This window comes from Pseudoalteromonas sp. NBT06-2, assembly GCF_002276045.1.
In the GTDB taxonomy this organism is placed as follows: Bacteria; Pseudomonadota; Gammaproteobacteria; order Enterobacterales; family Alteromonadaceae; genus Pseudoalteromonas.
The window spans coordinates 1-20,337 of record NZ_NQMR01000131.1 but is presented as its reverse complement, the minus strand read 5'-3'; the positions used below and the strand labels follow the sequence as shown (position 1 = coordinate 20,337).

Genomic DNA, 20,337 nt, shown 5'->3' with positions numbered 1-20,337 from the left:
TATTGAGCGAGAATTGCTGTTAAAGGTTGCGGTATGTTTTCTTGTGTGATTAACCATGCTATATCATCAATTGTTAGAGTTAAGCGTTTAAGCAAATTATGCGCATCATGGTAGTTTAAATCGTTTGTTTTTTCGAGATCGGGCAGGGGTACTGCTCTTTCAATATGAAAGAAACTTGGTAAGTCTGGTATTAAATCTTTTATATTATTTTTTATGTCATTATTGCTTTTGTTGAGTGTTGAGTCTTTTCGGAGTTGCTCTACCCGCCAACTGGATGCAAAATTACTGTTTTGAATGTGTTCTATAGCCTGTGTAATATCATCGACATGATAGTCATCGGCTAAGAATTTTTCCCAATTTATATTTCTTCCTATCTGATTCTTGTGTTTTTGATATGTTTTTATAAATTTATCACACTGATTGTAGGATTCAGGCTCGAAATTAGTCGTCTTTTTGCTTTTGGTATTATTTAACTGAGAAGCTATTTGAAAGTCGTGAGCTTTTATTAAGGTTGTTTCTTGAGAGGTGCTATTGACATTTGAGGTTGTCACTAAGGTGTAAAGCAATAATGCGATTAATGCTAATACAGTAAATAAAATCCATTTTTTCATTTTTATCCTTTTTTAAGCATATTATATTGCAAGTAAAAAAAAGCCAACTTAAATAAGTTGGCTAAAGCAATAATTAAATATGCTACAAGGGAATTTTTACATCAGGGAGTAATCGTTCCAAGGAATAACGCTACTATAGCAATGCTTACCTGAACTGAAACTTAACTCATTCCCTATAAATAAAATTAACGTCTATTTTTTCGTGCGCGAGAGCGACGGGCTAGTTTTTCTTGCGCTTTAGCTTCTAATTGGGCAGCTTTTTTAACACGCATTTCAGCGACAATCACTTCTTCTTCATCGCGCATTTTAGGTGTTTCCATGGTCACACGACCGATAATGCCATCTCTTAATTCATTGATCAGAATTTCAGACATTTTATGAGTATCAACTTGGTTTCCTGAACGAATACAACCACGTTTTTTGCCCGCCATTTCAACAAACTCCCAGTCATTTTCTGGCAAGTCTTCAATTTTATAGCGTTTTGTTAAAAGCTCTGGGTAAGAAAGTAATAGATATTCAGCGGTATAACTGGCAACTTCTTCATAATCATGGGCAGTATCTTTGATTGCACCTGTCGCGGCTAAGCGAAAGCCTGAATTCTCATTTTCAACTTTTGGCCATAACATGCCTGGCGTATCATAAAGCATGATACCTTCATCAATTTTAATACGTTGCTGTGCTTTAGTTACTGCGGGTTCATTACCTGTCTTAGCTACTATACGTCCTGCTAATGTATTGATTAGCGTAGATTTACCAACATTTGGAATGCCCATAATCATGGCTTTAATTTGCTTATCAGCGCCGACTTTTAGTGGTACTAACTTTTTACACAGATCAGTAATACGTTTTACTTCACCTGCTTTGTTAGTATCTAAAGCTAAAGATTTAACACCCGTTTCTTGCTCTAAATAACTCATCCAGTCATTTGTTAGCTTAGGATCTGCTAAATCGGCTTTATTCAGTATTTTGATTACAGGTTTATCGCCACGTAACTCACTGATCATTGGGTTTTCGCTGCTGTAAGGAATACGTGCGTCCAGTACTTCTATGATCACGTCCATTTGTGGCATGATCTCACTTATTTCGTTACGGGCTTTATTCATATGCCCAGGGAACCACTGGATAGCCATTTGTTTACTCCTCACTTTAAATTCAGATTGTATTTTAACTGGCGATAGTGTCTTGAGCCAACATTATTCAGGTATACTGGCACAAATTTTTTAAATTCTCTTTTTTAAGGTACTTAAAGTGGCACTTAAAGCAACAATTCTCAAAGTAAAACTATCGTTAAGTGATATGGATAGACATGTTTATCAAGATTTTAGTTTTACTGTTGCACAGCATCCATCTGAAACAGATCAACGTTTAATGGTGCGTATTTTGACTTTTGCTTTAAATGCCTGTGAAGGATTAGAGTTTACCAAAGGTTTATGTGAAGAAGATGAACCAGAGCTTTGGCATGTAAATTACTCTGAAGAAATAGAGCTATGGATTGATTTAGGTTTGCCTGATGAGAAACGTGTAAAAAAAGCCAGTAATCGCTCTAAAAGAGTACGTATATATTCTTATGGGGAAGGTGCACAAGATATTTGGTGGCAAAAAAATGCTCAAAAGTTAAATAAACTGGATAATTTAGAAATTTTTAGCCTCTCTTTTGCAACAACTCAAGAGTTGGCTGGTATGATCAGCAGAGGCATGCAGTTATCTGTTACAGTGCAAGATGGCCAAGTATGGTTTTCAGATGAAAACAGCAGTGTTTTAGTTGAGCCAAAACAGTTGAAATAACGGTTTAAATAAATTTCGATTACAAAGTAATTGCAAATAATTACATTTGTTCAGTTTTGATTCAGCGCAGATCCGCTTTTATATAGGTAAGAAAATATAAAAGTGGGATACAAAAATGCGCCTATTCACAGTTACATTATTAATAGCAGTTTTAAGCAGTTTTACGCTATCAGCTCAAACTCTTACTAAAGCCATGCCAAATATTAAAGTTCAGCAATCGGTTAAGGTTACTACAAAGCAAAGTATTGTAAAGAAATCAGTAATGAGTCATCAAAATTCAGTTTGGTTTTATGAAGTGACTAGTGAGGCATACCAAGATTTAGATCAAGATGGATATTTTCAAAATTTAACTTTAAATTTTGATTTAGATACGGATTATGCAAGTTTAGACGTATTTGTTGATATCGCATTTATAAATCAATATGGCATCTCAGAGCTTGTATATACATCTGATCTATTTATTCTAAATGGTGATTCTGAACATGATAACCAACAGTTTGACTTTCAGTTTTTTGATCTATGGCCTACCGACTATTATCAAGTTCATATTACAGTGCGAGATGCTTATTCATCAGAGGTTTATCTAACTACCAATAATAATGATTTTTATGCATTAGAAGATTTACCGTTAGAAGGTAGCTTGTTTGATCAAGATAATGAATTATCAATTTATTCACTTACAATTCAATACCATCAAGATGCAGATAATGATCAGTATTATGAAAACTTTACATTAGCGATTGATGCAGATACCACATATGGTTATCAAAATGTTGTAGCTGATATCTTGATTGACGGTCAATTATTTTATTCGAGCAATGCTTTTACTATTTATGCAGATTCAACTGAAGATAAGCAATATTTTGATATCAATTTACAATCAGGTTTTGTGAGTAGTTATTATGATATTGAAGTTATTTTACGTGATGCTAATGATGGACATGAATTACATTATATAAATTCTAATTCATGGGCTAATTTAGCTAATCTAGCATTAGAGTCTCAAGAGTATATACAAGAAGAATATGTTGAAGTAGAAGTAATTCATAGTTCGGGTTCTGTAGGCTATATTTTAATGGTTTTATTAGGTGTTGCATTTTATCGTCGCATGTCAGGTGACATAGCATAAATCACCATCTAAACTCTAATTAAGATTTATAAGGATAAAAGTATTAAATTGAATATTCATAAAGTAATACAACACGAAGTCAGTGAGGTATTAGATATACAAGTCATCGTTTTACATGGCTTGTATATGTCAGGTTTTGTGATGAAACCTTTGTGCCATCGACTGGCAAAATCAGGTATTAACATCTTAAACCTTACGTATAAGAGTCGAGATCCTGATAGTCAACAAATTTTTAAGCAGTTGGATGATTTTATCTTAGATAAACCAACAGTTTTAGTATGTCATTCATTAGGTGGTTTAATTGCTAGAGCTTATTTAGAACAAAACTCAGTATCATCACAATTTGTCACAAAAGTTATTACGCTTGGTACGCCTCACAAAGGCAGTTGCATAGCAAAACAAATGCATGAAAAAGGTTTGGATAAGCTACTTAAGAATAGTGTTGAATACTTATTATCTCCCAATAATTATTGGCCTTTTAAAGCTAAGTTATACAGTATTGCCGGTGATTTACCGTTAGGGCTTATGCCAATTATAGAAAGAGGCAGTGAGTCAGATGGTACCGTATTGTTAGATGAAACTAAGCTTAAAGGTATGGCTGAACATAAGGTATTCCACTTGAGCCATACAAGTCTAATTTACTCTCGTCAAGTGGTGAGTTATATCCAAGGTATTTTATTAGCAGAATAAATTTAGTAAAAACTCGGTCAAGTAAGTTAACCTTTATTTAGTTGAGTTACTATGAAAAATCTAATATCACATCAAAAAGCCATATTTATTTTATTATTAATCTCATTTGTTTTAATGGGGCTAAGCACTTATTTAATAGGCGAACACAAATCCATTAATTTCGCATCTGATTTTTATAGCCTGAACGGACTATTTTCAAATACTCTAGCTGTTTTATTTACTGCGATAGCTTTTTTAGTTTGTGCGGTTTTGTCTTTTGCAGGTTTAAATAATCAAAAAGTAACGCTATGGCTAGGTTATTTATTAATTTTAATGAGCTTAGTGCCTTTGTTTACATTGTTGAGTGATAAGGTGTGGATTGCTTCATTAGGAGGCTTTCCGGCTATAGGATCTGGACAAGGGATCATTAAGTATTTTGCATTGTTTACTATCAGTCTTTATTTAATTAAACCTAAAAAAATTTCAAAACAGCAACTAATTTGGCTTAATTTTTTACCCGTTGCATTAGTGTACATTTGGATTGGCGGTATGAAATTCACTTTAATAGAAGCTCAAGGAATAGAGGCTTTAGTTAAAAGTTCGTTTTTAATGTCGTGGTTATATCACTTTTTTGACTTGCAAATGACTTCAAACCTAATAGGACTATATGATCTAATGATCACTTTACTACTGGCTATTAGTTTGTATACAAAACGTTATATGGCAGTGACTTTAGTAGTGGCAAGTACAGTATTTTTAGTAACGCAAAGCTTTTTATTTACTTATAGTGGGTCTTTATCGGCAGCGACTGTATTAACTGGTACTGGGCAGTTTATCATTAAAGATCTATGGTTTATTGTTAATTTGATTGTTATTCATCAGCTTAGTAGCGAATTAAAATATCAAAAATAACATTGCATTTAGTGACTTTAATCCATCATAATCAAAGCCACGATATATCGCGCAATGGAATTCATACTAGTGGCACACCCAATAAAGCAGTTTTTATCTGATTCTGAACTATTACTAAATGCAGTCGGTGAAGGGATTTATGGCTTTGATTTAGATGGCAATGCGGTATTTGTTAACCCAGCCGCTGAACGAATGACTGGTTGGCAATCCAAGCATTTGTTAGGTAAGAATATTCATAAATATCATCATCATAGTCATGTTGACGGCAGTGAATATCCAGCTGAAGAGTGCAATATTTATAATACAATGCGCGATGGTATTGAGCGAAGAATAACTAACGAAGTTTTTTGGCGTCAAGATGGTACTAGTTTTCCAGTTGAATATACCTCAACACCTGTTCATAAAGATGGTGAGTTAATAGGTGCAGTTGCGGTATTTAGAGATGTAAGCCAGCAAAGAGAAACAGATCAAGCATTACGTGACGCTTTAAAAACAGTGCAGCAATTAACGGAAAAGTTAAAAGCAGAAAATACTTATCTACAAGCTGAAATTAATGAAAGTTGGGCTGATTCTGGTTTAGTAGGAAAAACCGATTGTTTTAAACAGATGCTCTCACAAATTGAATTAGTTGGGAAAACCGATAGTACGGTATTGATTCTAGGTGAGAATGGCACAGGTAAAGAGGTAATTGCTAGAAATTTACATCAATTAAGTGATAGGTGTCATTCCCCATTAGTAAAAGTGAACTGTGCGGCATTTACGGCAACTTTATTAGAATCTGAACTATTTGGATATGAAAAAGGTGCTTTTACAGGCGCAAATGACACACGAAAAGGGCGTTTTGAATTGGCACATAGAGGTACTTTGTTTTTGGATGAAGTAGGTGAATTACCTTTAGAAGCGCAAAGTAAATTGTTACGAGTTTTGCAAGAAAGGGAATTTGAACGAGTCGGTGGTAATCAGACTATTGCAGTCGATATTCGTATTATAGCAGCCACTAATCAAAATTTATTAAAAATGGTTGAGCAAGGAAAGTTTCGCATGGACTTATATTATCGGCTTAATGTATTTCCGATTGAAATACCGGCATTACGACAACGAGTAGCTGATATTCCTGCTTTAGCTAAAAGTATACTGCATAAACTAAATCAAAAACTGCATAAACAAGTGGAGGGCATAAATAATCGTAGTTTAGATAAATTAATGTGTTATAACTGGCCTGGTAATATTCGAGAATTACAAAATATTCTTGAACGGGAAATGATTTTATCTACAAGTAAAATTCTACATATAAAACAGAATTTTAATATTAGTAAAAACGTGCCTGAAATTGCAAAAGTGCCACTAGCTGAAATTGAAAAGCGATATGTTTTAGAGGTATTAAATGAATGCCGTTGGCGTATAGGTGGCGAAAAAGGCGCAGCTAAGATACTTGGTATGCCTGATAGTACTTTGAGATCAAGAATGAGAAAATTAAATATAAATCGAAATTAATACACGATATATCGTGCTTTCGTGATATATCGTGCACAATCTCAAGTTATATCGGTTTTAAATTATTATAAATCAATTGCTTACAATGTTTTAACATTGGCTTGATATTTGAGTGTAACTTAGCGAACCCGTCACTAAGTTGTAGCAATATGAAATTCGATATTAAAGAAGAAGACATGATCATCAAGCCCTATAAGACTGATGGGCCGATCTATGTAAGAGAGCAAAAAGGATATTTCCAAAAAATTCGTAGAGTGATGAGCTGGATACTCATGCTCAGTTTTATCCTGATCCCTTTTATTCAATACAATGGTCAACAAGCAGTATTATTAGATGTCGCACAGCAGCAATTTCGCATATTTGGTCTAACTTATTGGCCACAAGATTTCATGCTATTAGCTTGCCTTTTTATGGGCGCAGCCTTTGCCTTATTTTTTATCACGGTTTGGTTAGGGCGAGTATGGTGTGGCTATATGTGTCCACAAACTATTTGGACTTTGGCCTTTATTTGGGTTGAGCATAAAATTGAAGGTACACGTAATCAAAGAATTAAATTAGATAAATCTCCTTGGTCAGCTAATAAACTAGGTAAGAAAGTTGTAAAGCATAGTTTTTGGTTAATTTTATCTTTATTAACTGCAACAACTTTTATGTCGTATTTTATTTCTGCAACCGAATTATATAGAGAAATGTTTGCATTTGAATGGTCAAACATAACTGGTGGTTGGGTATTCTTATTTGCTTTATGTACTTATGGCAATGCAGGCTGGTTAAGAGAGAAAATGTGTATTTATATGTGCCCATACTCTCGTTTCCAAGCTGTTATGTTTGATAAAGACACATATATTGTTGCTTATGATAAAACGCGAGGTGAAAACAGAGGCCGTCGTAAACGTAAAGAAGATCAAAAAAAGCTTGGTCTTGGAGACTGTGTAGACTGCAACCTATGTGTTGACGTCTGTCCGGCAGGTATTGATATTCGCAATGGTATGCAATATGAATGTATTAATTGTGGCTTATGTATTGATGCGTGTGATGATACGATGGATAAATTTGGTTATGCAAAAGGTTTAATTAAGTATACCAGTGAGTATGCATTATCTGGCGGTAAAGTTAGTCAATTTAGACTTAAATTGGTAGGTTATGGTGTATCTACAGTACTTATATTTGTATTGATGGGCTTATGGGTGTTTAACCGTGTACCGCTAGAAACATCTATATTAAGAGATCGTAATGCACTCTATCGCGTTAATTATGAAGGTTTAGTTGAAAATACTTATACGTTAAGAATTATTAATAAAACGCAAACGCCATTACATTTTAATATCACATCAGATGGTGTACTAGGTGGTGTACTAAATGTATCTAAAAATATCAAAATAGGTCCAGGGGTGATGCATCGCGTTCCGGTCACTATCACTGCTGACGGATATGATATTAAAAAGAAAATAACAGATGTGAATTTTACAATTCAATCAGTGGAAGACTCTGATATTAAATTGATTAAGACATCTCGTTTTTATCGAAATTAACATTTTTCATATCAGATAATTAAATTCAACTTATCTTGTAGTCATAACCTACGCATTTAATAATGCGTGGGTTATTTTTTCCTTAATCATAAAACCATCAGCTTTTTATCATGTAAAAATCAATTTAATAGCAACTACTTAAGGGATAGTAATCCTGATTTTTATATTACATAACTGAGAGTGCTATGAACGACATTAATAACGGATTTAACAAATATATACTGTTGCTATGTTTATTGATTATATTTAATTGCAGTAATTTAATGGCAAAAAATATTGAAAAGTCGATGGTATTAGCAAGTAAATTTGCAAGTCATGATCTTAAGTTTAAGGTGTATTTACCTGATGGTTATAAAGGTGACTCTGATGAGCGTTACCCTGTATTTTATACAACAGCAGGCGGCAGTCGTATTAATGTTTTGAAGGAACAGTTAGCTTGGTTGAGTCATGTAGGTTTTGGTGCCTTACCTAAAGTAATAATCGTAACTGTACCCTATATTGAAGTTGAAACAGATATGGAACCTAAATATATTTCAGCTTCAGGTATTAATAGTGACTTAACAATTGAAGTGTTAAATCACGAGGTGATGCCTTATATAAATAAAAATTTCCAAACGCATCCGTTTAATATTTTAGAAGGCTTTTCTAGTAGTGGTAACTTTCCCTTATATGTTTTAGCAGCAAAGCCTGAATTATTTAATGCTTATATTAGCGTGAGTCCTGCTTTAGTTTTGGATAAGTCGGGTTTATTAGCGAAGTTTGATAAGCGCTTAACAAGTGATATTTATAAAAATAAAAGTCTGTATTTAAGTTTGGGCAGTTTTACAAATAATGCTCCTTTATTTGAAGGGGTAGAAAAAGCATTAAATTATTACGCTAATAATGAATTTAATTGGCATACTGAAGACTTTAGAACGGATAATTATATGACGCAGCCTATGATAGGTGTTTCTCTGGCTGTACAGAGGTTGTTTTCAGACCGTAACCCTAAAGATATGGCGCAATTTAAAACATCGGGGGTCAAAGGGATATTGGCTTATTACAACAAGTTAAAAGTTAAATATGGTTATGCGTTATCTTCAACGAATGCCTTGATGGACTTAAGTTATATGCAAATAGAAGGTGATCAATACGATGAAGCGATTAAAACCCTTGAATTGGTTGTGAATCAATCACCAGAAAATACTTATTATTTAACGCGTTTAGCAAGTGCACAATTAGAAGCAAAGCAAAATAAGGCTGCTAAAAAAACTTACAACAAGGCACTTATTTTAGCGAAAGCTAAAGGGGATGAGGAAAGCATTCAATTTATCCAAAATAAATTAAAGGTATTAAAATTATAATTTTAGTTAGTTGCCTTAAATAATACTAAATCTTTGTGCTGTGGGGCGTAATTGTCTGACAGCATTTTCATTTCTATAGGGTTGAAGTCAGTCATAAACAGTGACTTCGAATCAAATTTTTGAATGACGTTTGCTTTGTCTTTTATTGTATCATATTGCCAAATATTTTGCTGTTTATCTTGTATATACAAGTGGTTTTCACGCCAATAATAACGCCATTGCACTGTGATATGGTCTAAATCTTTAATTGTCTGGTTTTGATTATTAACGAGTTTAAATATATGCCCTTTGCTATCGTTCATTATTAAGGTATTACTTGATACTTTTTGCGCCCAATAATTTTCACCCGTAAATTCTGTTTTGAACTTTAATGTTGTTAAGTTGAGTAATATTATTTTTGGTATTTCTTTGCTAGCTGTTTCATCAAATATTAAGACGTTTAATAATAAATAATCTGAGTTTTCATCTTGCCACCATTGGTAAATGTCTTTTACTTTAAAGTTGAGGTTAAGTGGTATTTCAGGGTTATTAAGAGTTTTGAGCCAAAGAGTGCTATCTGTTAAAAAAGCGAATTGATTGCCACTTTTAGACCAAATAAAACTTTTAATTTGTTCGTTTTTGATATGAGTTAATTGAGTCACATTATGTTGCCCTTCAAGCCAGATTTGGCTATGACCAGAGCGGTTTGATATAAATCCTATGCCGTTCGTTTTAGGTTGAAAACTAGCTGAATATTCTTTTTTAGTTGAGCGTTGTATTATTTTATCAGTAAAGTTAGCAGAGTTTATTGATCCCCAAATTCGTAACCTAACGTCCATATTTTGATTACCTAATACAGCTAATAAGTCTCCACTTGAGTTGAATCGCTGAGCTGATAATAAAATATCAGGTGTTAAAATCGGTGTGGTTTTAATTAAGCCAGTTTGATCAAACCAATATATTTTTCTATTCGCTGTGATGATAAGTTTATTATCATTAAACCATTTAGGCTGTAGTGCATTTTGATTATTGGAGGTTTTGATGATATGCCTAGTTATGATATAGGTACTAAAATTAAAACCGAAAACTGGAGTTTATATGCCAATTGGCGACAGGGTCATTATATAGAGCCGTTTTCTGGCGGCGGAAAAACAGGCGAATTTTATGAATATGATGATTACACTAGGCTAAATGGTGTAGGACCTGGTTTAGGTTGGCAATCACAGCATTATAATTTTAGTTTTGAAAAACAATTAAATAATTGGTTCTGGCATCAAGAAATTTATTTAGACCAAAATGAAATTAAAGCTTTAGTTGTTGTAGATCCAGCTATAAAAAACTATTCAGCACCATCTTGGAAAGAGCAGTCCTTAGGTGTGTTATCTAGTTTTAATATACAAACTGAAAATGCTAATTATGTATTTGGCTTTCAATATGATGCAATGGAAATTAAGGGGAGCGAACTTCTAGTTTCAACTTCAGGCTCTGAATTGCGACCCATTGAAGGGGCCCCTGAGTTATTACCAGAAGGTAAAGAATCTATCGCTTCTATTTTTATTCAAGGTAAATATCGTTTTAATGATCATTGGCTAGTTAATATAGGGGCTAGATATGATCATAAAGATCGTTATCAAAATGAAAATATAAAAGATTTAAGTCCAAGATTGGCTTTAGTTTATAGCAAAAACGAAAAATTTAACCTTAAACTATCTTATGCTTCTTCGTTTGTAGACGCGACTTTTTGGAATCGATTTAGTTCTTTACCGTCTTTTCAGGGAAGTGAAAATTTAAAACCGGAACGACTAGAGTCATTACAATTAACTCCCACATTTACCCTATTAGATAAAAACCTGCTCATTTCAACAAATATTTATTATAATGAATTGAGTGACTTTATTTTTAGGGATAATAATGCAGATATATTAGGTCCAAACTATATCAATGCGGGAGAGTTAAAAAGTTGGGGATTAGAGTTTGAAAGTCAGTATCAACATGATGATTTGAACTTTAAAGCTGTTGTAAGTTATCAGCAAGCGATTAGTTCAGAAAATTACGGAGAAACTAATGGTAATGTTCATAATGTACCTAGCTTAACTGCAAACTTTATTAGTACGATAGCGGTAACACCAAACAGTGATTTTAATTTAATTATGCGTTATATCGGATCACAAACGTCGCCTATTTTTATTACCGGGGAGGTAAGTGCTAAAGAGTATTATGTTGATCCGGCTTTAATTTTCAGTGCTAATTACCAACATAAGATGTCATCAGCTTTAAAAATGAAATTTAATTTGCACAATGTATTAAATCATCAATATGAGCAAGGTGGAACAACGGTACATCCATATCCTCAACAGGGAAGAAGCGTAAAAATATCGTTAAGTTATAAATTCTAAAACTAATCAAAATAGATATAAATAATTATGGAACCTAAAGAATTTAAAGAACTTCATTTAACAAATGAAGAATGCAGAAAAATCATTACACCTTACGCTTTTAAGATTAATAAAAACTTATTAGGGCTCACTTTAGCAAGCGCCAATAGACGCGGTTTAGCCATGTTGATTGATGTGTTTTTTATATTTGTCGCCGCAAAGCTTAGCGCAGCGCTTATATCTGTTGTTGCTGCTTTGGCGTTTTATCGTGGTATGGATGATAAATACCTTCCGCAAACAAAAACTTGGTTACGTAAATTTTTAAAGTTTAGCGCTGCGATTATATTATTTGTGGCTAGCATGGCTTTATTAGATGAAACGGTTGATTACTTTGAATCTTCAGAAGATTTAATTCAAGTTTCAAGTGATGTGACATTGACTGAGCAGCAACAAAAACAGATAGAGGATTATTTAGAAACTACAAAATCTGATAAATGTGAAGCGAGTTGTCAACAAGCCGCATTAGACAAATTAAAAGCAAAAAATACTGATATTGCCAGTAATGGCTTTTTTGACAATGAACTGACAGGTAAAACTGACCTAAAAATAGCAAGAGCTGTAATTTTGGGGGTTTACGAAAGTTATAAATCAGAGCAAGAAAAACAAGCGAAAACAAAAGATAACCCGGCAACATCTCCACTACAAACAAAACATAGTTTAGTTGAGTGGATTAAAGTTGTAATTACAGATTTAGGCTTAGGGTTTGGCTGGGCAGCTGTGTATTTTACTTTATTTACTTTACTCTGGAGAGGTCAAACACCAGGTAAGAAAATGATGGGCATTCGTGTGATTGCTTTATCAGGCGAGTACTTAAATGCATGGGATTCATTTGGTCGTTATGGTGGTTATGGAGCCGGTTTTGCTACTGGATTGTTAGGTTTTATACAAATTTATTGGGATCCAAATCGACAAGCGATTCAAGATAAAATCAGTGCAACAGTAGTAATAAAAGGTGATTTACCAAAAATTGATACATTTAATATTGAAGAAATTAATATTGAAAGTGAAAAATGATAAGACTTGCTAAATATATTGGACATAGTGGTTATTGCTCTCGTAAACAGGCTTCTAGACATATTGATGCCGGAGACGTTTTAGTTAATGGCAAGCCTGCAAATCATATTGATCATGTTACAGAACAAGATTGCATTACAATACTTAGAGAAAAAATCACAGTTGATACGCAGCGAGTTTATTACGCATATCATAAGCCTGTTGGTATTGATTGTAAGCTTAATAAGGATGATCCTGCGAGTTTGAGTCATCATTTACCAAAAGCACAACGTGTTTATCCTATTGGTCGTTTAGATAAAGATTCTAAGGGCCTATTAATTTTAACGAATGATGGTGAGTTTTGTAATCAAATGACTCACCCTGACTTTAGTCATGAAAAAGAATATTTGGTAAGGGTTCAGTTAAAGCCTTCGCAACAGGTTTTAGATGACAACTTTGCTCAAAAAATGACTGGAGGTTTGGTTATTAATAATCAATTAACTTTGCCTTGTCAGCTATCAGTTCTTTCTGCAGATACTTTTAAAATCATATTGACTCAAGGGTTGAACCGCCAGATACGAAAAATGAGCCATCAACTCGGTTATAAGGTGATAGATTTAAAACGGATTAGGTTTGAGCAATTCATATTAAGTGATTTACCTGAAGGCCAAATAGTTCAAATAAGTAAAAAACAAATTATTAAACTATAGAATGACCATAACTTGAATATTTTGCATTTCTGCTTTGTATACAATCACTATTTCAGCTGATAAATTGCTTGTTCATTTTTAAAGGAGATAATTTTGGGCTGGATTTTATTTACATTTTTAGCTGCATTTATGCAGGCATGGCGTAATGCATTACAAAGTAAGTTAAGCCAGTTTGTCTGTATTTCAGGTGTAACCTTAGCAAGGTTTGTTATAGCTGGGCCTATTGCAGGGGTTTATTTATTTCTCCTTTATCAATGGCAACCTACAGAGTTACCTAAGCTAAATACGACATTTTTTTTATTTATTATAGGCGCATCTTTAGCGCAAATAGCCGCAACAGCATTAATGGTAAAGTTATTTAAACGTAACAATTATGCTGTAGGTGCTGGGCTTGCTAAAAGTGAAGCTATCGTAGCTGCTATTCTTGGCAGCATTTTTTTTGGTAGTCAGTTATCAGCTTTAGGTTGGTTTGGCGTGGCTACTGGTGCAGTAGCCGTATTCTTATTAAGCGGTTTATCCTTTAGACAAAAACCAAACCTTAAAACTATTATGCTTGGCTTAGGCTCTGGTAGTGCCTTTGCATTAACTTCTCTTTGGATAAGAGAAGCAAGCCATAGTATTGATTTACCATTCCCCCACAGTTCCGCTTGGGTGTTACTTATTGTTATTAGTTTGCAAACAATCTTGTTATTGTTATATATCACAGTGACGCAAAAGGAGACTTTAAATAAATTATGGCAACATAAAAAAATTACATCAGCGGTTAGCTTTTTCAGTTGTATAGGCTCTATTGGTTGGTTTAGCGCGATGAGTTTGCAGTACGTGCCTTATGTGAAAACTTTAGGTCAGGTGGAAGTATTTTTTACTATTTTAATATCCATTTATTGGCTTAAACAAAAACCTAAAAAACAAGATATACTAGGATTATTATTAATTGCTGTGGCAGCTATATTTGTTATGTATGATTAATAAAATATCACATATTTTAATTTCATCTTTATATAGTTTTAGTGGTTTGGTTGCCGCATTTTTTATCGCTTGGATAATGATGTTTAAAGTGGATTTTTTATATCCTAGCTTTTATGAGTTACTATCGATAGATGAAACAATTTTAGAATTTGGTCCGCAAAATTATTATAAAAAAAGTTTTGAACTTACCTCTAAAGAACAGCATATCTCGATATTTTCAGATATCGTCAAAGCTATTCATAATGATGGGGCGGATTTAACAAAAATTAATTACACATATACAAATAAGCTAAATCAAAAAGTAACATCGACATTCTTACATAATGCTGAAGTGATTCACTTGCAAGATGTCGCACATTTATTGAATCTATTACTGAAAATGGCACTTGGCTTTCTGTTTATTTGGTGCGTATTGTCTTTTAGTTTTATTTATCAGAAAAAACCTCTGCCTAGCTTTAAATCCCAATTAAAATGTATGTTGTTATTCATAAGTACAGCTGTGTTGGTGGTTTTAATTCTGGGTCCTCAAAAAGTATTTTACTGGTTGCATACAGTTGTTTTTCCTACTGATAACAAATGGTTTTTCTATTATCAGGACTCTTTAATGACCACTATGATGAAGGCTCCAATTTTATTTTCACCTATTAGCGTGGTGTTGGTGGTATTGGCTGTGTGTTTTTTTATTGTAATGAACTTGGCTATTGGGAAAGTGAGTGGTTATGTATCTTGATTTTTTGTATAGCTGAGTATACTTATTTTAATAGGTTAAGTTACTAGATTTATCGACAATAGCGCCTGCATTGTTTACTGCTTATCATGGGTATGAGTAAAGCCCGTTTACCTAAGAATTTAGTTCTATTTCTATTTCTATTTCTTACTATCTCCATAATGCATTCTGATCTGAAACCATAATCGTAGATGGCATGTTTAAGTATAATCTTTTCCTTTTATTTCTTATTTCAGAATAAGCATAATTCTTATGTTGAGTATATAAACAACAAAAAAGCTTGTTTTATATAATTACACCTGTAATACTTGGTTTTAAATTACAAGGGTAATCGTTATGTCGACAATAACAGAAATCAGTAAAACAGAATTTGAAGTATTAGAAGCCTTATGGCAACAGCATCCAGCTTCTGCGAATGAAATCATTGCTAAGCTAAATGAAAAAAAAGAATGGCATGAGAAAACTGTAAAAACTTTACTTAATCGTATGGTAAAAAAGAGGGCGATAGGATTCGAAAAACAACAAAGAACTTATATTTATACGCCTTTATTAGAGCGAGATTCTTATACTTTAAAAGAAAGTAAAAGCTTAATTGAGCGTATGTTTAGCGGAAAAATAGCACCTTTAGTAGCGGGTTTTGCAAAATCAGATGAACTATCAAAACAAGATATATCTGAGTTGAAGCAATTAATAGATCAATGGGAGCAAGATAATGAGTAACATGTTAGCTGATTCTCAATTGCTAACTTGGTTAATTGAGCAGCAACTTTACATTTGTTTGATTATGATCGCATTAGTGTTTTTTGAGAAAAAGTCACTACCTAGTTTAGGCGCGAAATTGAGTTATAGTCTTTGGTTGATATTACCAGTGGGGATAATTTTGAATAACTTGCCTTTAGGATTTGTGGCAATTGAAAATAATGAAATCACGCGTTATTTAGTGGGTATTCAATCTCCTAAATTTTCTCAAACGGAGCTAAATTATTTGCCTTTAGTTTGGGGGTTAGGTGCCCTTGTAATTTTTTTTATTGGCTTTTTTTCAAAGCAGCAACAGCAGATAACATCATCTTTATATCCGGCAGCAGCACAAAATTTACCAGTACAGTTACCTGATAGATTAAGGCTATACCGCTCAGATATTGTATCAAGCCCTTTATTGTTAGGGGTTTATTCGCCTAAGTTAGTTTTACCGACTCATTATCAGAAACGATATAGCCAAGATCAGCTAACAATGATTCTAGAGCATGAAATTTATCATTTTAAGCGTAAAGACAATTTATGTAATAGCTTAGCGATTATATTTTTAAGTTTATTTTGGTTTAACCCTCTTATTTGGCTTGGCTACTTTAGTTATCGTCGTGTGCAAGAGATCTCATGCGATTCAGCAGTATTAAAAAGTAAAACAAAATCACAGTGCATTGAATATGGTAAAGCCTTATTGATATGTGCTGAGCAAACAAGCGCTAAACTTTGTGCTTATACACACTATGGAGAGAAGAATACTATGTTTCAAAGAATTAATAATCTTAAGCAAAATAAATCAACAAAACCTTTAGCACAATTAGCTGCAATAGCGTTGACTACTAGTTTATTAACTGGTGTTGCTGTAGCACATCAAGATGAAAGCCATGGTTTTAAACAAGAGAAAGTCTCACCAATTATGCGTATTGAGCCTAAATACCCTAAACATGCCATTGAAGAAGAAACGGAAGGTGCAGTTGTACTAGTTTATGATATTACACCAGCTGGCCTTGTTGAAAATGTAAGTGTGGTAACGTCACAACCAAAAGGTATATTCGATCGTCAAGCTAAAATAGCTTTAAGACAGTGGCAATATGATAAAACAGAACATGGTGCAGAACGTTTACTGGTTCAATTAGATTTTGCAATGAGTAAAGATAGTGAAATCGCGCAAAATTTATTAGAGCGTATTAAAGTAACGCGTTAATGTATTTTTAGTGATAGAAAACTAAACTTGGATATACAGATTCATGAGATAGAGCTTCTTGTATATACAAGTTATTTCGATAAATTCATTTGTATATACAAGTTAACTTTTAAATATAATCAATAATTTAAAAGTGTAGAACTGATTTAGAGATACTGAGCATGTATATACCCAAACCACTTCAAGATGCAGGATTCAGTTGGAAGTAGAAATACTTTAGGCTAGGCATTGATTGAAGAACATGGTTATTCCCTTTTCAAAATCAATAACGCTGCATAAAGTATTTATAAACCAACCTTACAGGGACTTCTGAGCAAATCATGCTCGTTGTTCCATCTTTTTTTAAGGGAGTAACCATTAATGCAAAGATGCGCCTAGATTATGAATTGCTCAGCAGTCCTGAATCTCACATCTTGAAGTGGCTTGGGTATATACCCACACTTCTTACAGTAATAGCAATTCAAATAAATATATGATGAATCTAAATGGTCTGAATATACAATAGCTGTGTTGCTTTTAATCCCAATAGCCAGATATTGCTCAATCAAGCGCCTTGCTATTGAAAATTTATCCAAATTTATATTAGATCACTTAATTAATGTAATTGGTATAATGAAACATCTAAATTATCTATTTAAAAAGCATAAAAATGCAATATTTAACATGACGAACAGCTGGATTGAATGCTTCCCCCTTATTTTGATGATTAAAAAACGTTATCATATTGCGGTAACCGTTGTGATATTTAAGTAGTAAAGGAAGTAGTAGTGGGTTCTGTATTATCAAAAATTAAAAAAGTTGTCTCTATCGGGTTTTATGCTATTAATACCTTTTTTTGGGTATTGCCTATTATTACATGTGGATTTTTAAAGTTAATTCCTATTCAACCATGGCAGCATTTTATTAGCTGGCTTGCTAAAATATTTGCCGGTCGCTGGGTAGCTTGTAATTCACTTATCCAAAATGTTTTAACACCTTTTAAATTAGAAGTAACAGGCATAGAGGACTTAAAACCTAAAGATTGGTATTTAGTGATAGCGAATCACCAAAGTTGGGTTGATATTTTAGTTATGCAGCGTTTATTACATAACCGTATTCCATTTTTAAATTTTTTTTTGAAAAAAGAACTTATTTACGTACCTTTTTTAGGAGTGGCATGGTGGGCTCTGGATTTTCCATTTATGTCTCGAACCAGCAAGGCACAATTAAAGAATAATCCATCACTACGGGGAAAAGATATAGAAACAACTCGTAAAGCGTGTGAAAAATTTAAAGAAGTCCCTGTGAGTATTGTGAATTTTGTTGAAGGAACTCGTTTTACTGAATATAAGCATAAAAGACAAAAAAGTCCTTTTAAGCAATTGTTAAAACCTAAAGCGGGTGGTGTTGCATTTGTTTTACAAGCTATGGGTGAACAGCTCTCTAAAATTGTTAATATCACAATACATTATCCCGATGGTATACCAACCTTCGTTGATTTTGCCAGCGGTAAAGTAAAGCGTATTCAAGTCCATGTGGAAGTAATACCAATTAGTGATGCTTTAATTGGTGATTATAGCAATGATATTGATTTTAGGGTGCAGTTTCAGTCTGAGTTAAATAAACTGTGGCAAGATAAAGAGCAAAAAATGAAAAAGCTATCTGAAAATGAGATTGCTTAAGGTTTTATAAAAAGCATTAAAAGGAATTCAAATGAGTCCATTACAAACACTAGTCCTACCTTGGTTAAATAATATGCCTGAGGCTGATTTAATGTCAGCCGTTATCGCGATATTATTAGGTATCAGTTTATTAGTTGTAGTGTATTTATTTGCAAGTCGCTTACTGTTACCCACTTTACAAAAAATCGCTTTATATTTTTCACCAAAAACCATAGGTCCGTTAAGCCATTTAATCCATAAGCTGGATCGTAGATTATCGGTTTTATTTTGCACTATATTATTCTTAACAACCTTTCATTTTATTTACCCATCTACAGAGTTACTTACATCAGTATTTAAATCAGGCGGACAAATACTCCTAGTGATTTATGCAGGGTTAATATTTAGTTCTGTTGTAAGCATAGCTGGAGCGATATATAACCAACTGTCTTTTTCTAAAGATGTGCCTATTCAAGGCTTAATTCAAGTTATTAAATTAATTACCTTTATCATAGCTGCAATTCTTGTTTTTAGTATCATGATAGGTAAAACACCTGCTTATATTTTATCGGGGTTTGGTGCGTTAGCTGCCGTTATATTATTAGTATTTAAAGATACGATTTTAGGGTTTGTTGCTAGCATTCAAATCGCAGCTAATCGTTTAGTTACTTATGGTGATTGGATTGAAGTTAAAAGTTTTGGTGCCGATGGTGAGGTAGAAGAGCTAGGTTTAAATACGGTAAAAGTACGAAACTGGGATAAAACAATTACTACAATACCGACTTATGCCCTTATCTCTGATTCATTTAAAAACTGGCGTGGTATGTCTGAGTCAGGTGGTCGTAGGATCAAACGGTCTATGAATATAGATATGCTATCTATCACGATAGTCACAGAATCAATGCAAAATGAATTAATAAAGAATGAAAGTCTACAAGGTTTTTTACTTAAAAATGTAAAGCCTTTGGTGGGGCAAACTAATATTAGTTTATTTCGCCAATATGCAGAATGTTATTTAAAACAACATATGAGTTTGAATCAAAATTTAACTTTAATGGTACGTGAACTTCAGCCTACACAATATGGATTACCAATAGAGTTTTATTGTTTTAGCCAAGATAAACGTTGGATCCCTTATGAGCATCTTCAAGCTGATATACTTGACCATTTCCTAGCCATGCTACTGGTTTTTAATTTAAAACCCTATCAAAACATCAGTGGAGAATATAAGGGCTGATACTAGGGGGTGTTGATCTTTCAGGGTTAAATTTTGTTCGAGATAAAAGCATTTTAGTCGCGGCGAGTAGTGTGTAGCCTAGTCATTCTAAGTAAATACGACTCAACAAAGAATAAAATGCTTTTAGCCGAATCCTTCGGACAGTGTTTGTTTGGCATTTTTACTGTGTTATCGCCTTTTTATGTGGAACAACCACATGACAAAGCCTCTGGCCTGTATGAATT

General features: G+C 33.4%; 19 protein-coding genes and 1 pseudogene. 17 read left to right on the top strand and 3 right to left on the bottom strand.

The genetic code is table 11. The annotated features are described in order from the left end of the window. Together CJF42_RS20145 and ylqF are read right to left on the bottom strand one after the other, a co-directional pair. A pseudogene (locus CJF42_RS20145) lies at positions 1-611 on the bottom strand (hypothetical protein); the annotation flags it as partial. A 185-nt stretch (positions 612-796) separates the two neighbouring features. Continuing rightward, on the bottom strand, positions 797-1,741 hold the full coding sequence (gene ylqF, locus CJF42_RS20140) for a ribosome biogenesis GTPase YlqF (protein ID WP_095368395.1): 945 nt from the start codon (positions 1,739-1,741) through the stop codon (positions 797-799). Between the two features lie 118 nt (positions 1,742-1,859). Here ylqF and CJF42_RS20135 point away from each other — a divergent pair, with 118 nt between their 5' ends. The 7 genes from CJF42_RS20135 to CJF42_RS20105 all read left to right on the top strand — a co-directional run bounded on the left by CJF42_RS20135 (position 1,860) and on the right by CJF42_RS20105 (position 9,475). Then, on the top strand, positions 1,860-2,396 hold the full coding sequence (locus tag CJF42_RS20135) for a YaeQ family protein (RefSeq protein WP_095368394.1): 537 nt from the start codon (positions 1,860-1,862) through the stop codon (positions 2,394-2,396). A gap of 115 nt (positions 2,397-2,511) precedes the next feature. Continuing rightward, positions 2,512-3,525, top strand: a complete 1,014-nt coding sequence (locus CJF42_RS20130) for a choice-of-anchor H family protein (protein ID WP_095368393.1) — start codon at positions 2,512-2,514, stop codon at positions 3,523-3,525. A gap of 96 nt (positions 3,526-3,621) precedes the next feature. Next, positions 3,622-4,215, top strand: coding sequence for a PGAP1-like alpha/beta domain-containing protein (locus CJF42_RS20125; RefSeq protein WP_502694802.1), 594 nt, complete (start codon positions 3,622-3,624; stop codon positions 4,213-4,215). Between the two features lie 51 nt (positions 4,216-4,266). After that, positions 4,267-5,106 (top strand): DUF417 family protein, encoded by an 840-nt coding sequence (locus CJF42_RS20120; protein WP_095368392.1) that lies wholly within the window; start codon positions 4,267-4,269, stop codon positions 5,104-5,106. Between the two features lie 69 nt (positions 5,107-5,175). Next, positions 5,176-6,600: a sigma-54 interaction domain-containing protein gene (locus tag CJF42_RS20115; RefSeq protein WP_252097677.1), complete on the top strand. Its 1,425-nt coding sequence runs from the start codon at positions 5,176-5,178 to the stop codon at positions 6,598-6,600. 149 nt (positions 6,601-6,749) lie between these two features. Beyond that, entirely contained in the window at positions 6,750-8,132 is a 1,383-nt protein-coding gene (ccoG, locus tag CJF42_RS20110; RefSeq protein ID WP_095368390.1) for a cytochrome c oxidase accessory protein CcoG, read from the top strand. Positions 8,133-8,395: 263 nt separating this feature from the next. Further along, positions 8,396-9,475 carry an alpha/beta hydrolase-fold protein gene (locus CJF42_RS20105; RefSeq protein ID WP_170940684.1) on the top strand — a complete coding sequence of 360 codons (1,080 nt, stop codon included), beginning with the start codon at positions 8,396-8,398 and terminating at the stop codon, positions 9,473-9,475. A 2-nt stretch (positions 9,476-9,477) separates the two neighbouring features. On the opposite strand, the gene CJF42_RS20100 is transcribed toward CJF42_RS20105, so the two are convergent. Then, positions 9,478-10,293: a hypothetical protein gene (locus CJF42_RS20100; protein WP_095368388.1), complete on the bottom strand. Its 816-nt coding sequence runs from the start codon at positions 10,291-10,293 to the stop codon at positions 9,478-9,480. 207 nt (positions 10,294-10,500) lie between these two features. Here CJF42_RS20100 and CJF42_RS20095 point away from each other — a divergent pair, with 207 nt between their 5' ends. The 10 genes from CJF42_RS20095 (at position 10,501) to CJF42_RS20055 (ending at position 20,113) form a co-directional block, all read left to right on the top strand. Next, positions 10,501-11,850, top strand: a complete 1,350-nt coding sequence (locus tag CJF42_RS20095) for a TonB-dependent receptor plug domain-containing protein (RefSeq protein ID WP_141235603.1) — start codon at positions 10,501-10,503, stop codon at positions 11,848-11,850. A 27-nt stretch (positions 11,851-11,877) separates the two neighbouring features. Beyond that, entirely contained in the window at positions 11,878-12,903 is a 1,026-nt protein-coding gene (locus CJF42_RS20090) for an RDD family protein (RefSeq protein WP_095368386.1), read from the top strand. Further along, positions 12,900-13,592, top strand: a complete 693-nt coding sequence (locus CJF42_RS20085) for a pseudouridine synthase (protein WP_095368385.1) — start codon at positions 12,900-12,902, stop codon at positions 13,590-13,592. The genes CJF42_RS20090 and CJF42_RS20085 overlap by 4 nt, the downstream gene beginning before the upstream one ends. 93 nt (positions 13,593-13,685) lie before the next feature. Next, a complete protein-coding gene (locus CJF42_RS20080; RefSeq protein ID WP_252097676.1) occupies positions 13,686-14,561 on the top strand; it encodes an EamA family transporter in 876 nt (291 codons plus the stop codon). Then, the gene (locus CJF42_RS20075) at positions 14,554-15,291 is read left to right on the top strand and encodes a lipoprotein intramolecular transacylase Lit (RefSeq protein WP_141235602.1); all 738 of its coding nucleotides are present in this window, start codon (positions 14,554-14,556) and stop codon (positions 15,289-15,291) included. Before CJF42_RS20080 ends, CJF42_RS20075 begins: the two co-directional genes overlap by 8 nt. Before the next feature lie 342 nt (positions 15,292-15,633). Then, complete coding sequence (locus CJF42_RS20070) at positions 15,634-16,008, top strand: BlaI/MecI/CopY family transcriptional regulator (RefSeq protein WP_170940685.1); 375 nt, start codon at positions 15,634-15,636, stop codon at positions 16,006-16,008. Further along, positions 16,001-17,236, top strand: coding sequence for a M56 family metallopeptidase (locus CJF42_RS20065; protein ID WP_095368382.1), 1,236 nt, complete (start codon positions 16,001-16,003; stop codon positions 17,234-17,236). The genes CJF42_RS20070 and CJF42_RS20065 overlap by 8 nt, the downstream gene beginning before the upstream one ends. Positions 17,237-17,556: 320 nt before the next feature. After that, complete coding sequence (locus CJF42_RS27690) at positions 17,557-17,712, top strand: hypothetical protein (RefSeq protein ID WP_170940683.1); 156 nt, start codon at positions 17,557-17,559, stop codon at positions 17,710-17,712. Between the two features lie 291 nt (positions 17,713-18,003). Next, positions 18,004-18,897 (top strand): 1-acylglycerol-3-phosphate O-acyltransferase, YihG family, encoded by an 894-nt coding sequence (gene yihG / locus CJF42_RS20060; RefSeq protein ID WP_095368381.1) that lies wholly within the window; start codon positions 18,004-18,006, stop codon positions 18,895-18,897. Positions 18,898-18,922: 25 nt separating this feature from the next. Next, a complete protein-coding gene (locus tag CJF42_RS20055; protein WP_095368380.1) occupies positions 18,923-20,113 on the top strand; it encodes a mechanosensitive ion channel family protein in 1,191 nt (396 codons plus the stop codon). Positions 20,114-20,337 lie beyond the last annotated feature (224 nt).